A 13,163-nucleotide genomic window follows, 5' to 3' on the forward strand; every position below is an offset into this window, starting at 1 on the left:
GTTCAGACCCCTTCCACAATGACGAAATGCGAGGTCGAATAAGCGCGCCGGAATTTCAGCGCTGCCTGGTATTCGGGGGAATGGAAGCAAGCCAGCGCGACCTCGTAGCTTTCGAACTCGACGATCACATGGCGATTGCCGGACGGCCCTTCCGGGCTTGACGACTGACCGCCTCGCGTCAGGAATTTCGCGCCGTATTTGTCGAACGCCGCTTTGTTGGCGGCGATGTATTTCGGATAGTTTTCCGGATCGGTCACATCGACCATCGCCATCCAGTAGCCCTTCTTGCTCATCTCAAGGCCTCCAGCGCAGGAAGTTGGTGATCAGTGCCAGGCCGAGCGCCTGGCTCTTTTCCGGATGGAATTGCGTGCCGGCAAGGTTACCGCGCGCGACCGCCGCCGTTACCGGGCCGCCATAATCGGCGACGGCCAGCACTTCGTCCGGCCTTGTCGCGTCGAGATGGTAGGAATGAACGAAATAGGCGTGCAGACCCTTAGGCCCGGTCGCAATACCCGAAAACAGCGGGTGCTTGCGCTCCAGATCGATGGTGTTCCAGCCGATTTGCGGGATCTTCAGCGCCGGATCGGCGGGCGTGATCTCCTTGACGTCGCCGGCAATCCAGCCGAAGCCCTTGGTCACGGTCTTTTCCAGGCCGCGCTGCGACATCAGCTGCATGCCGACGCAGATGCCGAGGAACGGCCGCGCCTTGGCGATCGCTACCTCTTCCACCGCTTCCCACATGCCGGCGACGCCGCGCAGGCCCGCCGCGCAATCGGCATAGGCGCCGACGCCGGGCAAAACGATTCGGTCGGCGCTGCGCACCCGCTCGGCGTCGGCGGTCAGCTCAATGGCAGCGGCAATGCCGGCTTCATGCGCGGCGCGCTCGAAGGCCTTGGTGGCCGAGCGCAGATTGCCCGACCCGTAATCGATGATGGCAACCCGCATCTCAGGCTTTTCCCGGCGTATGGCTCAGGCCCAGCGTCAGCCCGGTCTGCGTCGGCCGGGCCAGGCTGGCGTCCGGCACGATGCGCGGCAGCGGCGCCGGCTCGTCGGCAAGCGCCTCGGCGTCCAGTGTCTGGCGGATGTCGGCATCGTCAGGATTGTCGGCTTCGACGACGCCCCATTCATGCCAGCCGCGGCGGCGCAGCGCTGTGATCCGCAGCCCTTGGCCTTCCAGCCCTATATAGAGCGAGACCAGTAAAGACAGTGCGGAGCCGGCCCAGTCCAGTCCCAGCCATTGGCCGAGCACCGAGATGAGCCCCATGGCGACGAAGGCGAGCGCCGCCTCGATCCACAGCCTGTGCCAGGCGAGCCACAGCGGCGCCACCAGGAAAGCCAGCCAGGAAAAACCGTCGCGGACAAAAATGGGTGCGTCGGCCGCCTCGGTGCGGCCTGGCGGTTCCATCACGACATAGATGGCCATCAGCCTACCCTTTCAGAGATCCCTTGGTGGAGGGAACTGCATCGGGCTGGCGCGGGTCGCGCTCCAGTGCGAAACGCAGCGCGCGCGCCACCGCCTTGAAGCAGGTCTCAGCAATATGGTGATTGTTGGCGCCATAATGGTTGGTGACATGCAGCGTGATACCGGCATTCTGCGCCAGCGCCTGGAAGAATTCACGCACCAGTTCGGTGTCGAACGTGCCGATCTTCGGCGAAGAGAAGGCGACATTCCAGACCAGGAACGGACGGCCCGACACGTCGATCGCGGCCCGCGTCAGCGTCTCGTCCATGGCAAGGTCGACAGAGGCATAGCGCATGATGCCGCGCCGCTCGCCCAGCGCCTTGGCCAGCGCCTGGCCGATCGCAATGCCGGTGTCCTCGACCGTGTGGTGGTCGTCAATGTGCAGGTCGCCCTTGGCCTTCACCGTGATGTCGATCAGCGAGTGGCGCGAGAGCTGGTCCAGCATATGGTCGAAGAAGCCGACGCCGCTCGACATCTCGGATTTTCCGGTGCCGTCGACGTGGACCGAGACGCTGATCTCGGTTTCCTTGGTCTTGCGGCTGACTTCGGCGGTACGGGACGCCATGACCTTGTCCTTGTCTTTGGGCATACGACACTTTTGGCAACTGACCGGGGCGAAACGAAAAGACAATGCCTCCAGGCGCTCATTTGCTTGAAAACGAAAGCCTTCTAGCAGCATGATCCTGCGATGGCCAGTTGCGATGCGGACCGCTATCGGCCCATGGCGGAGGCGGTTTGCAATCGTTAGCCCCATGCATACATATGGCCGATCGAAATCCCGCGCCAATCGCCTTATCGGGATCGCGCGAATCGGAGCAGCAGATGTCCAATGAACTGAGCATGCACGCCACGACCATCGTGACGGTGCGTAAGGGTAACAAGGTGGTGATCGCCGGCGACGGCCAGGTCAGCCTTGGCCAGACCATCATGAAAGGCAACGCCAAAAAGGTGCGCCGCATCGGCAAGGGCGGCAATGTCATTGCCGGTTTCGCCGGCGCCACAGCGGACGCTTTCACCCTTCTGGAGCGGCTGGAAGCCAAGCTCGAACAATATCCGGACCAGTTGACGCGCGCCTGCGTCGAGCTCGCCAAGGACTGGCGCACCGACCGTTATCTGCGCCGGCTGGAAGCGATGATGCTGGTGGCCGACAAGTCGGTTTCGCTGGCGCTCACCGGCACCGGCGACGTGCTAGAGCCCGAATTCGGCGTCATGGCCATCGGTTCCGGCGGCAACTATGCGCTGGCCGCTGCCCGCGCGCTGATGGACAGCGACAAGGATGCCGAGGAGATCGCCCGCAAGGCGATGCAGATCGCCTCCGACATTTGCGTCTATACCAACAACAACTTTGTTGTCGAAACGCTCGATGCCGGCTAACCCGCCGGTGCTCTATGATTTTCGACCGGTTACCGAAAAAGACCTGCCGATGATCGCCGGCTGGCTGGCCGAGCCGCATGTCGCCGGATGGTGGGACGATCCTGAGACGGAAATCGCCGAAATCCGGGAGCACATTGACTCAATTTCTGTAGAGCCGCTGATCGTCGAGTTCGACGGCAGGCCGATCGCCTATCTGCAGAGCTACGATCCGCATCTGGAAGATGGCCATCCCTATGCCGACCAGCCGTTGGGCACGCTCGGCATCGACCTGTCGATCGGCGTGCCGGACCTGGTTGGCAAAGGTCATGGCTCGGCGATCGTCAGGCAATTCGTCGAGCAACTGTTCGATGAAGGCGCGCCGCGCATCATCATCGATCCGCATCCCGACAATGGCCGCGCCATCCGCGCCTATGAAAAAGCGGGCTTCAGGGCTATCGATCGCAGGCACTCTAGATATGGGGACGTCGTGCTGATGGCTGCCGATGCCGAAGACGGCGACGCGGAAGAAGGGGAATGAGTTGATGGCGACACCGGGAACTGCCAAAAATTACTCGGCCTACGAAGACAGCTGGCGGATGGGGCTTCTGCTCGTGCTCGCTCTGCTCATCTTCCAGGCCGGCGCGCTTTACGGCATGGGCCGCACGCCGATCTGCACCTGCGGTTACGTCAAACTCTGGCACGGTGTGGTGAACAGTTCGGAGAATTCCCAGCATATTTCCGACTGGTACACGTTCTCGCACATCATCCACGGCTTCCTGTTCTACGCCTTGGCCTGGTTCCTGTTCCCGCGCTCGCCAATCGGTCTGCGCCTGGCTTTCGCCGTCGTCATCGAGGGCGGCTGGGAACTCCTGGAAAACAGCCCGTTCATCATCGAGCGCTACCGCGCCGGTACCATTTCGCTGGATTACTATGGCGACTCGATCATCAATTCGGTGTCCGACACACTGGCCATGGTGCTGGGATTTGTGATGGCGCGAAAGCTACCTATATGGAGCATCGTCGGCCTCGCCCTCATCTTCGAACTGGGTGTCGGCTACCTCATCCGGGACAATCTGACGCTCAACGTGATCATGCTGCTGCATCCGTTCGAGTCCATCAAGCAGTGGCAAAGTGGAATCTAGTGATATGACCACCTTCTCTCCCCGTGAAATCGTTTCGGAACTCGACCGCTTCATCATCGGCCAGAAGGACGCCAAGCGCGCCGTGGCCATTGCCTTGCGCAACCGCTGGCGCCGCCAGCAGTTGGAAGGCCAGATGCGCGAAGAGGTGATGCCGAAGAACATCCTGATGATCGGCCCGACCGGCGTCGGCAAGACCGAGATCTCGCGCCGCCTGGCGCGACTCGCCGGTGCGCCTTTCGTCAAGGTCGAGGCCACCAAGTTCACCGAAGTCGGCTATGTCGGCCGCGATGTCGAGCAGATCATCCGCGATCTGGTCGAGATCGCCATCGGCCTGGTGCGCGAGAAGATGCGCGAGGACGTGAAGGCGCGCGCGCACCTCAATGCCGAGGAGCGCGTGCTGGAAGCCCTGGTCGGCAAGACGGCGAGCCCGGCGACCCGCGATAGCTTCCGCAAGAAGCTGCGCGACGGCGAGCTCGATGACAAGGAGATCGAGATCGAGGTTGCCGACGCCGGCACCGGCGGCATGCCCGGCTTCGAGATCCCCGGCATGCCGGGCGCCAATATCGGCGTGCTCAACATCAACGACATGCTGTCGAAGGCGATGGGTGGCAAGAAGACCAAGGCGCGCAAGACGACGGTCAAGGAATCCTACGCGCTGCTGGTCAACGACGAGTCCGACAAGCTGCTCGACCAGGACGAAGTCGTGCGCCGGGCGCTGGATGCGACCGAAAATGACGGCATCGTCTTCCTCGACGAGATCGACAAGATCGCCTCGCGCGAAGGTGGCATGGGCGCCGGCGTCTCGCGCGAAGGCGTGCAGCGCGACCTGCTGCCGCTGATCGAAGGCACGACGGTTGCGACCAAATACGGACCGTTGAAGACCGACCACATACTGTTCATCGCCTCGGGCGCCTTCCATGTCTCCAAGCCGTCCGACCTGTTGCCGGAATTGCAGGGCCGCCTGCCGATCCGTGTCGAGTTGCGGGCGCTGGAGAAGGACGATTTCATTCGCATCCTCACCGAGACCGAGGCCAGCCTCATCAAGCAGTATATCGCGCTGATGAAGACCGAAGGCGTCGACCTCACCTTCACCGACGATGCCATCGATTCGCTGGCCGGCATCGCTGTCGACCTCAACGCTAGCGTCGAAAACATCGGAGCGAGACGCCTGCAGACGGTGATGGAGCGCGTGCTGGACGAGATCTCCTACGACGCGCCCGACCGCAACGGCACCAGCGTCGCCATCGATGCCGCCTATGTGGAAAAGCATGTCGGCGACCTCTCGCGAAACACAGATTTGTCGCGATTCATCCTTTAAACGAGGGCGCCGGTTCATCCGGCGCCGGTATTAGAGCGCCGCGCGTCCTTTGGACGCGCAAAGGTCGCTCTAACAGTATTGAATCGACGCATCGGACTTTCCAAAAATCGGTTTCGATTTTTGGGCCGATGCTTAGGCAACAGTTTCCGGCAAACATCATCGTGTGTGGCCGGATGGTATCATGCGGCCACCTTTCGTCTTGCTGGCTGCAAGGGCGCTCTCGACTCGACCGGGAGCTTTACCTAATTTGCGCGGCAATTCTCTAGGCGGCGGCGCATGAAAAAACTGATCCTGCTCATTCTCGGCTTGACGCTGGCGGCGACGCTGTTCGCGGCTGACGCGGCGACATTGGTGCCGGCGGGCAACCGCAATGTCGTGCAGCCTGACATACCGGGCGCCTCCAGCCGCCGCACCCAGGCCACCAACACCACCTTCCAGGCCAAATACCGCAAGATCTACGCTCTGTTGCAGAACGACGCCGAATTGCGCGCCAAGATCAGGAAGGCGGCTGCCGCTTACGGCATCAACCCCTTGCACATCGTCGGCGCCATCGTCGGCGAGCACACCTACAATGTCGATGCCTACGACCGGCTGCAGACCTACTACGTCAAGGCGATCTCCTACCTCTCCAGCAAGCTGTCCTTCGCCTATGACGGCGAGGACATCACCGATTTCGTGCAGCGGCCGGAATTCAAGAAGTGCACGATGTCGGACAGCTACGACCTGTGGGAATGCCGCGAGCAGGTGTGGAACCGCTCCTTCCGCGGCAAGACCGTCGGCGGCACCAGCTTTCCCAACGACCGTTTCGGCGCCACCTTCTTCCAGCCCTATTATGCCGGCCAGACCTTTGGCCTCGGCCAGCTCAACCCGCTGACCGCGCTGCAGATGAGCGATCTCGTGCACAAGGTGTCGGGGCTGCCCGAGCTCGATGTCGCCGATCCCAATGGGGTCTACAAGACCATCATGGATCCGGATCTGACATTGCCCTACGTCGCAGCGACGATCAGGAAGTCGATCGACGCCTACAAAAACATTGCCGGCTTCGACATCTCAGGCAATCCGGGGCTGACCGCCACGCTCTACAATGTCGGCAATCCCGAGCAGCGCGCCTATGCGCTGAAGGCCGAGAACGACAAGCGCCGCGCGGCGGGTGAGGCGGTCAAACTGCCCGAGGAGAATTATTACGGCTGGCTGGTCAACGACAAGCTGGACGAGCTGAAGGCGCTGTTTTAGGTGGTTTGAAGCTCAAGGCCCCTACCTCCCCCTTGTGGGGAGGTCGGACCGAAGGTCCGGGTGGGGGTCTGCGCCGCCCCCACCTCGCTGCTTCGCAGCGACTTGCCGAGGCGAGCCACGGGTCTCGCCCGTCCTTCGGACCCCCACAAGGGGAGGGTGGGTTCACGCCGCCAGCAGCGACTTCAATTTGACCGCCTGCGATCCCAGCGCCTCCGGCGCCGGCTGTGCCCGTTTCGCGATCAGCATCTCGGCCAGCCTGATGTCGCGCGCCACGGCATTGCCCGTACCGATGCCGCTCGCCGCCACCAGCGTGCCATCCTCGGCCAGATGAAACAGAATAAAAGCACCGTCGCCGAGATCGCGGCGGACCGTGCTTTTGCCCTCGTCGGGAAGGCCGGCGATCTGCAGCGACAAACCATGCTGATCCGACCAGAACCATGGCACCGCGGCATGCGCCTCGCGGGCGCCCAGCATGTTCTTCGCGGCCAGCGCACCCTGTTCCTGCGCATTGCGCCAGGCTTCCAGCCTTACCCGCCGGCCAGCATAGACAGCGAGCGGAAACGAGCAGCAATCGCCGGCGGCGAAGATGTCGGGATCGATTGTTTGGAGTTCGCCATTGACGGCGATGCCGTTATCGACGGTCAGGCCCGCTTCCGCGGCAAGCCCGGTCACCGGCACGGCGCCGATGCCGATGACGGCGAGATCGGCGACGATGTCCTGCCCATCGGCGAGCATGATGTGCACCTCAGCGCCGTCGTCGGCGATATCAGCGATGCCCTGACCGGTGAGCACGGTCACGCCTTCGGCCTCATGCGCCTGATGGATGATTTCAGCGATCTCCGCCGGCACCCCGCGCATGAGGATGCGCGGCTGCGCCTCAATGACCGTGACGCTGGCCCCGAGCTTGCGCGCCGAAGCGGCGAGCTCCAGGCCGATAAAGCCACCACCAATGATGGCGATGCGGTTTGCCGGGCTGAGGTGGGCGCGAATGGCCAGCGCGTCGGCAAAGGTGCGGAGGTAGACGCAGCGCGACCCCAATCCCGGCATCGGCAGCTTGCGCGGTGTCGAGCCGGTCGCCAGCAACAGCTTGTCGTAGGGCAGGGCCGAACCGTCCGACAGCCGCACCATATGCGCCGGGCGGTCGATCGCCACCGCTTGAACGGAATGGATATGCCGGATCGATTTCTCGGCCAGAATTTCGTCGCTGGCGATCGTCTTGATCTCGGCCGCGTCGCTCGTCATTGCGTCCTTGGATAGGGGCGGCCGCTCATAGGGCAGATGGGGTTCGTCACCCACCAGCGTCACCGGCCCGTCATAGCCCAGCTCGCGCAGAGCAAGGGCTGCCCGCCCGCCGCACTCGCCGGCGCCAATGATGACCATTCCCGCCTGCATGGTCCTACCCGATCTGGATCAGCACTTTGCCGGCCTCGACCTTTACCGGATACGTGGCGAGATTGACGCAAACCGGCGCGCCGCGTGCCGCCCCCGTCTTGTAATTGAAGCGGCCATTGTGCTTGGGGCACTCGATGATGTCATCCATCACCAGCCCGTCGGCCAGATGCACCTTTTCGTGCGTGCACAGGCCATCGGTGGCGAAGTAGTCGTCATCGGGGCTGCGATAGATGGCGAAGGTGCGGCCGCCATGATCGAAGCGCATCACATCTTCTTCGTCGATGTCGCCGGCGGCGCAGGCTTCGATCCAGTCGCTCATGTGTTCCTCCCAAAAGCAATTCCAGGAAAAGTGCGTTGCGGTTTTCCGTTCGGAGTTGCGTCAAAACAAAAGCTTAATCGCGCGATCATTCCGCCGCGGCGGCGACGGCGTCGTTGTGGAATTCCTCGCGGTACGGCCGCGCCGTCGGCGGCAATTCGCGCTTGAGGAAATAGTCCTCGTTGCGCAGCTGGCGCAAAAAGGCCGGGATCATCTCGCGGTAGCCGGCCAGGATCGACGGCGTCGGCGCCGGCAGATCGTGCTTGATCAGCGCATGCAGTTTGGGCAGCGCATGATAGGGCACCATCGGGAACATGTGGTGTTCGACGTGATAGTTCATGTTCCAGTAGATGAAGCGGCTGACCGGGTTCATGTAGACGGTGCGGCTGTTCAGCCGGTGGTCGACGACATTTTCGGCGAGCCCGCCATGCTGCAGCAGGCCGACCATGACATGATGCCAGGCGCCGTAGAGCCGGGGCAGCCCGACCAGCATCAGCGGCAGCCATGAGCCGAAATACAGTGCGATCGCGATGGTGACGGCATAGATGGCCGTCCAGATTCGGGCGATGCGAATGGCTTTAGGCTGCTCCTGTTCGGGGATAAAAGTCTTTTCCGCCGCGCTGATATTGCCGGCGGCGTTGCGCAGCATGTCCGACATCGCCTTCCAGGCGTCGATCACGCCGACGAAAGCAAGCGCGACGCGCAACAGGTCCGGCGGGCGCATCACCGAGATTTCCGGGTCGCGGCCGACGATGATGGTGTCGGTGTGGTGGCGGGTGTGGCTCCAGCGCCAGGTCACCGGATTGCGCATGATCATGAAGCAGGCGATCTGGTAAACCGCGTCGTTCATCCACTGGGTGCGGAAGGCGGTGCCGTGGCCGCATTCGTGCCAGCGTGAGTCGGTGGAGGAGCCGTAGAGCACGCCATAGACGAAGAAGAACGGCACGCACCACCAGCTGCCCCAGAACCAGGCGCCGCCGGCGGCACTCAGGATCAGCGCGGCGAGCCAGATCGTGGTGTCGCGGATCGCCGGCCCATCGGAGCGCTGCATCAGCTCCTTCATCTGCTTGCGCGGAATATCGGTGTGATACCACTCGGCCGCCGACAGGCCGGTCTCGACGGCGAGCTTGGCGTCGCGGCCGATCAGGCTGTAGTCGCGCCGGGACGGTGGTGTGGATAGTGTCGCTTCCATAGGGGCTGCCTCCGTCGGCCACAGCATCCGTCAGGACGGATATGTCCATTACAGGCGCCTGTGTCCGAGCGCAAAATAGCGCCATGCGGTGATAGTCTCAATATCACAAAGATAGTTTCTATCATTTTCCATCAGAACGATGTAAGCAGTTGCAGGCACTCATGCGGGACAGTCATGGCAAAACGGCCAACCATCACCGATCTGGCGCGCATCTCCGGCGTTAGCGTCGCCACTGTCGACAGGGTGCTGAACAACCGGCTGCCGGTGCGCGAGGAAACCGCGCGCCGCGTCTATGAGGCGGCGACCGGCATCGGCTACCACGCCGCCGGGCTGATCAAGCGGCGCATGCGCCAGGAATTGCCGGAATACCGCCTCGGCTTTCTGCTGCTGCGGGGCAATGATGTTTTTTACGGCGATTTCGCGAGGGAGCTAGAAATGGCGGTCTCGCAATCGCAGCGCTTCCGCGGCGTCGCCACCATCGATTTCGCCAGCTCGCTAGCCGCCGACGAGATCGCCGCCCAGATGCGCAAGCTGGCAGCGAAATCCAGAGCAATCGCCGTTGTCGGTCCGGACCATCCGACGCTGACGGCGGTCGTGGAGTCGCTGAAAGCGAGGGGGCAACCTGTCTTCTCGCTGCTGTCCGACTTTGCCGCTGGCATCCGTGAGGGATATGTCGGCCTCGACAATCGCAAGGTCGGTCGCACCGCGGCCTGGATGATCGCCAGGGCGGCAAAGAACCCCGGCAAGGTCGCCCTTTTCGTCGGCAGTCATCGCTTCCACGGCCATGAACTGCGCGAGATCGGATTTCGCTCCTTCTTCCGCGAACATGCGCCGGACTTCACGGTGATGGAAACGCTGGTCAATCTGGAAGCCAACCAGGTCACCCACGATGCGATGATCGATCTCCTGGTGCGGTATCCGGATCTTGCCGGCTGCTATGTCGCCGGCGGCGGCATGGAAGGCGCGGTCTCGGCGCTGCGCGCAGCGAAGCCCGCAAACATGCCGGTGGTCGTCTGCAACGAGATCAACGCCGAATCGCGCGCGGCACTCGCCGACAACATCCTGACAATGGTGATCTCGACGCCGCTCGCCGCCTTGTGCCGCGAGCTTGTCGACCTGATGGCGCATTCCATCGAGGCCGGCGCCGCCAACGCGCCGGGCCAGACCTTTCTGCCCTTCGACATCTATCTGCCGGAAAATATCTAACGCGTTGCCGCGCCGACCCGTTAGGCGCGCGCTCTCCGGCGATGATAGAATCTATCAGAGTCTGCCTTCAGACTCGGCCTGTGCCGCTGTCGGCCTTGATTCGACGTGAAATTGCGGCGCGGCGACCGAAAATCCGCTTTCCGACTTAGGAATCGCTCTTGACGTCTCGCGAAAAAATGGAATAAATATTTCATCAGATTGGTATTTTGGTTCTTTCGTTCCGGAACATCTGTTTCAAACTGGGAGCCTGGCGTTCCATCCCTTGGGAACCGCCATCCGGAATAGAAGCCATTCGGGAGAGATTCCTCGGGCGATCGAGGATTCCGGGGAGATCGGTGCAGCCGGACACCAATGTGGAGGAGAAACACAATGAAGAAACTAATTTTGGGCGTCGCCTTTGCGGCGCTGATGAGTTCGTCCGCTTTTGCCGCCAAGGTCGGCGTGTCGATGGCCAAGTTCGACGACAACTTCCTCACCGTGCTGCGCAACGGCATGATCGAGCAGGCCAAGGGCATGAGCGGCGTGGAATTGCAGGTCGAGGACGCGCAGAACGACGTCGCCAAGCAGCTCGACCAGATCAAGAACTTCGCCGCCTCGGGCGTCGACGCCATCATCGTCAACCCGGTCGACACCTCGGCCACGCAGGCGATGTCGGACGCCGCCGCAGCCGCCAAGATCCCGTTGGTCTATGTCAACCGCCAGCCGGTCAATGTCGACACGCTGCCGGACAACCAGGCCTTCGTCGCGTCGAACGAGGCCGATTCCGGCACGCTCGAGACCAAGGAAGTCTGCCGCCTGTTCACCGAGGCCGGCAAGAAGGAAGCCAATGTCTATGTCATCATGGGCGAGCTTTCCAACCAGGCCGCCGTGCAGCGCACCAAGGACATCGAAGAGGTGATCGCCACGCCGGAGTGCAGCTTCATCAAGATCATCGACAAGCAGACTTCGAACTGGAACCGCGACGAAGCGCAGAACCTGATGACCAACTGGCTGTCAACCGGCAAGCCGTTCGACGGCGTCATCGCCAACAATGACGAAAGCGCCATCGGCGCCATCCAGGCGATGAAGGCCGCCAACATCGACATGAAGACGGTCGTCGTCGGCGGTGTCGACGCCACGCAGGACGCGCTTGCCGCCATGCAGGCCGGCGACCTCGATGCCACCGTGTTCCAGGATGCGGCCGGCCAGGGCGCCGGCGCGCTCGACGCGGCACTGAAGCTCGCCAAGGGCGAGAAGGTCGAGCACAAGGTCTACGTGCCCTTCCAGCTGGTTACGCCGGCCAACATCGACAAGTTCCTGAAGAAGAACTGAGCCGGCAACTCACGCGTAAGCAATTCCAGGAAAAAGTGTGAAGCGGTTTTCCGTCCGGAATTGCGACAAACAAACAAGAGAGCGGCGCAACCGCGCCGCTCCCGTTTTCCCCACCGCCCTGAGGGGCGGAAGGGCAAATGCGGCCTCACGGAGGACAAGGCATGTCACAGACATCTCATGGCGTCGGCGGGGTCAGCTATGACGCGAAGAGGCGGACATGGCCGGCCGAATTCAACGTCTTCCTGGCGCTGGTCATTCTGGTCGTCATCTTCGAAATGATCGGCCGCATCTTTCTTGGCGACAGCTTCCTGTTCAACACGCGCGACAACGTCGCCGGGATCTTCAATGAGGCCCGCCTGCAGATCATCATCCTGCAGGTGTCGATCGTCGGCATCATCGCCATCGGCGTCACGCAGGTGATCATTTGCGGCGGCATCGACTTGTCCTCGGGCTCGATCGTCGGCGCCACCGCCATGATCGCCATGAGTTTTGCCCAGGTGGCGACGGTCAACGGTAACCCCAACCCCAAGGCGATGTTCCTGGCGCAAGGCTGGACCGACCTGCCGGTCATCGTGCCGGTACTAGTCGCCATCGGCTGCGGTCTGCTCGCCGGTCTCGTCAACGGCTCCTTGATTGCATACACGCGCATTCCGCCGTTCATTGCCACGCTCGGCATGATGGTGACCGCGCGCGGCATTGCCAAATGGTGGTCCAAGGGTCAGCCGATCTCGTTTCCGACCGAAAGTTTCGCTGGTATCGGCAAGGGCCTGATGCCGGTCATCATCTTCCTGTCGCTGGCGGTGCTGTTCCAGCTGATCATGACCTACACACGCTACGGCAAGCATTGCTATGCCATCGGCTCCAACGAGGATGCCGCGCGCATGTCGGGCATCAAGATCGCCAACCACAAGATCCTCGTCTACGTCATTGCCGGCATCCTAGCCGCGCTGGCCGCCGTCGTGCTCTCCTCCAAGAACCTGACGGCACAGTCCGGCATGGGCGTCATGTACGAGCTAGACGCCATCGCAATGGCGGTCATCGGCGGCGTCTCTTTGTCGGGCGGTCGCGGCTCGATCGTCGGCACCGTGATCGGCTCGCTGATCTTCGGCGTCATCATTTCCGGCTTCACCTTCCTGCGCCTCGACGCCTACTATCAGGAGATGGTCAAGGGCGTGATCATCGTCGGCGCGGTCGTTCTCGACCAATGGCGCCAGCGCATGCGGGCATTGAGGGCTTGA

Annotated in this window: 15 protein-coding genes; 8 read left to right on the forward strand and 7 right to left on the reverse strand. The window is 62.3% G+C overall.

Features of this window, described 5'->3' with window-relative positions; translation table 11 throughout:
- Window positions 1-2 precede the first annotated feature (2 nt).
- From NKI15_RS01795 to hisB, 4 genes are read right to left on the reverse strand one after another with little or no spacing between them, the layout of a single operon-like run.
- Window positions 3-293 carry a DUF1330 domain-containing protein gene (locus tag NKI15_RS01795; protein ID WP_352885641.1) on the reverse strand — a complete coding sequence of 97 codons (291 nt, stop codon included), beginning with the start codon at window positions 291-293 and terminating at the stop codon, window positions 3-5.
- Between the two features lies 1 nt (window position 294).
- The gene (gene hisH, locus NKI15_RS01800) at window positions 295-945 is read right to left on the reverse strand and encodes an imidazole glycerol phosphate synthase subunit HisH (protein ID WP_023672319.1); all 651 of its coding nucleotides are present in this window, start codon (window positions 943-945) and stop codon (window positions 295-297) included.
- A gap of 1 nt (window position 946) precedes the next feature.
- Window positions 947-1,423, reverse strand: a complete 477-nt coding sequence (locus tag NKI15_RS01805; protein ID WP_352885642.1) for a DUF2628 domain-containing protein — start codon at window positions 1,421-1,423, stop codon at window positions 947-949.
- A 4-nt stretch (window positions 1,424-1,427) separates the two neighbouring features.
- A complete protein-coding gene (hisB, locus tag NKI15_RS01810; RefSeq protein WP_023741281.1) occupies window positions 1,428-2,027 on the reverse strand; it encodes an imidazoleglycerol-phosphate dehydratase HisB in 600 nt (199 codons plus the stop codon).
- 257 nt (window positions 2,028-2,284) lie between these two features.
- Between hisB and hslV the strand changes: the two genes are divergently transcribed.
- From hslV to NKI15_RS01835, 5 genes are all read left to right on the forward strand, one after another.
- Entirely contained in the window at window positions 2,285-2,836 is a 552-nt protein-coding gene (hslV, locus tag NKI15_RS01815) for an ATP-dependent protease subunit HslV (protein ID WP_023672322.1), read from the forward strand.
- Window positions 2,826-3,353 (forward strand): GNAT family N-acetyltransferase, encoded by a 528-nt coding sequence (locus NKI15_RS01820; protein ID WP_023741280.1) that lies wholly within the window; start codon window positions 2,826-2,828, stop codon window positions 3,351-3,353. The genes hslV and NKI15_RS01820 overlap by 11 nt, the downstream gene beginning before the upstream one ends.
- A 4-nt stretch (window positions 3,354-3,357) precedes the next feature.
- The gene (locus NKI15_RS01825; RefSeq protein WP_023695986.1) at window positions 3,358-3,957 is read left to right on the forward strand and encodes a DUF2585 domain-containing protein; all 600 of its coding nucleotides are present in this window, start codon (window positions 3,358-3,360) and stop codon (window positions 3,955-3,957) included.
- A 4-nt stretch (window positions 3,958-3,961) separates the two neighbouring features.
- Window positions 3,962-5,275 (forward strand): ATP-dependent protease ATPase subunit HslU, encoded by a 1,314-nt coding sequence (hslU, locus tag NKI15_RS01830; protein ID WP_023741279.1) that lies wholly within the window; start codon window positions 3,962-3,964, stop codon window positions 5,273-5,275.
- A gap of 276 nt (window positions 5,276-5,551) precedes the next feature.
- On the forward strand, window positions 5,552-6,508 hold the full coding sequence (locus NKI15_RS01835; protein ID WP_352885643.1) for a DUF1402 family protein: 957 nt from the start codon (window positions 5,552-5,554) through the stop codon (window positions 6,506-6,508).
- 162 nt (window positions 6,509-6,670) lie between these two features.
- Here the strand turns inward: NKI15_RS01835 and NKI15_RS01840 are convergent, their stop codons facing one another.
- The 3 genes from NKI15_RS01840 to NKI15_RS01850 form a co-directional block, all read right to left on the reverse strand.
- Entirely contained in the window at window positions 6,671-7,888 is a 1,218-nt protein-coding gene (locus NKI15_RS01840) for an NAD(P)/FAD-dependent oxidoreductase (protein WP_352653236.1), read from the reverse strand.
- Between the two features lie 16 nt (window positions 7,889-7,904).
- Window positions 7,905-8,219, reverse strand: a complete 315-nt coding sequence (locus NKI15_RS01845) for a MocE family 2Fe-2S type ferredoxin (RefSeq protein ID WP_023672328.1) — start codon at window positions 8,217-8,219, stop codon at window positions 7,905-7,907.
- 85 nt (window positions 8,220-8,304) lie between these two features.
- Window positions 8,305-9,408 (reverse strand): fatty acid desaturase family protein, encoded by a 1,104-nt coding sequence (locus NKI15_RS01850; protein ID WP_023732723.1) that lies wholly within the window; start codon window positions 9,406-9,408, stop codon window positions 8,305-8,307.
- A 174-nt stretch (window positions 9,409-9,582) separates the two neighbouring features.
- Between NKI15_RS01850 and NKI15_RS01855 the strand changes: the two genes are divergently transcribed.
- The 3 genes from NKI15_RS01855 (at window position 9,583) to NKI15_RS01865 (ending at window position 13,163) form a co-directional block, all read left to right on the forward strand.
- Window positions 9,583-10,614, forward strand: a complete 1,032-nt coding sequence (locus NKI15_RS01855) for a LacI family DNA-binding transcriptional regulator (protein ID WP_023684066.1) — start codon at window positions 9,583-9,585, stop codon at window positions 10,612-10,614.
- A gap of 369 nt (window positions 10,615-10,983) precedes the next feature.
- A complete protein-coding gene (locus tag NKI15_RS01860; protein ID WP_023684065.1) occupies window positions 10,984-11,925 on the forward strand; it encodes a sugar ABC transporter substrate-binding protein in 942 nt (313 codons plus the stop codon).
- Between the two features lie 161 nt (window positions 11,926-12,086).
- On the forward strand, window positions 12,087-13,163 hold the full coding sequence (locus NKI15_RS01865) for an ABC transporter permease (protein WP_023687413.1): 1,077 nt from the start codon (window positions 12,087-12,089) through the stop codon (window positions 13,161-13,163).

This window comes from Mesorhizobium sp. M0862 (assembly GCF_040319795.1).
GTDB lineage: Bacteria > Pseudomonadota > Alphaproteobacteria > Rhizobiales > Rhizobiaceae > Mesorhizobium.

Coding starts and splice junctions, on each gene's coding strand:
- NKI15_RS01805 (WP_352885642.1), bottom strand. CDS start 1,423: ATGGCCATCTATGTCGTGATGGAACCGCCAGGCCGCACCGAGGCGGCC.
- NKI15_RS01845 (WP_023672328.1), bottom strand. CDS start 8,219: ATGAGCGACTGGATCGAAGCCTGCGCCGCCGGCGACATCGACGAAGAA.
- NKI15_RS01795 (WP_352885641.1), bottom strand. CDS start 293: ATGAGCAAGAAGGGCTACTGGATGGCGATGGTCGATGTGACCGATCCG.
- hslU (WP_023741279.1), top strand. CDS start 3,962: ATGACCACCTTCTCTCCCCGTGAAATCGTTTCGGAACTCGACCGCTTC.
- hslV (WP_023672322.1), top strand. CDS start 2,285: ATGTCCAATGAACTGAGCATGCACGCCACGACCATCGTGACGGTGCGT.
- hisB (WP_023741281.1), bottom strand. CDS start 2,027: ATGGCGTCCCGTACCGCCGAAGTCAGCCGCAAGACCAAGGAAACCGAG.
- NKI15_RS01835 (WP_352885643.1), top strand. CDS start 5,552: ATGAAAAAACTGATCCTGCTCATTCTCGGCTTGACGCTGGCGGCGACG.
- NKI15_RS01860 (WP_023684065.1), top strand. CDS start 10,984: ATGAAGAAACTAATTTTGGGCGTCGCCTTTGCGGCGCTGATGAGTTCG.
- NKI15_RS01865 (WP_023687413.1), top strand. CDS start 12,087: ATGTCACAGACATCTCATGGCGTCGGCGGGGTCAGCTATGACGCGAAG.
- NKI15_RS01825 (WP_023695986.1), top strand. CDS start 3,358: ATGGCGACACCGGGAACTGCCAAAAATTACTCGGCCTACGAAGACAGC.
- NKI15_RS01855 (WP_023684066.1), top strand. CDS start 9,583: ATGGCAAAACGGCCAACCATCACCGATCTGGCGCGCATCTCCGGCGTT.
- NKI15_RS01840 (WP_352653236.1), bottom strand. CDS start 7,888: ATGGTCATCATTGGCGCCGGCGAGTGCGGCGGGCGGGCAGCCCTTGCT.
- NKI15_RS01850 (WP_023732723.1), bottom strand. CDS start 9,408: ATGGAAGCGACACTATCCACACCACCGTCCCGGCGCGACTACAGCCTG.
- hisH (WP_023672319.1), bottom strand. CDS start 945: ATGCGGGTTGCCATCATCGATTACGGGTCGGGCAATCTGCGCTCGGCC.
- NKI15_RS01820 (WP_023741280.1), top strand. CDS start 2,826: ATGCCGGCTAACCCGCCGGTGCTCTATGATTTTCGACCGGTTACCGAA.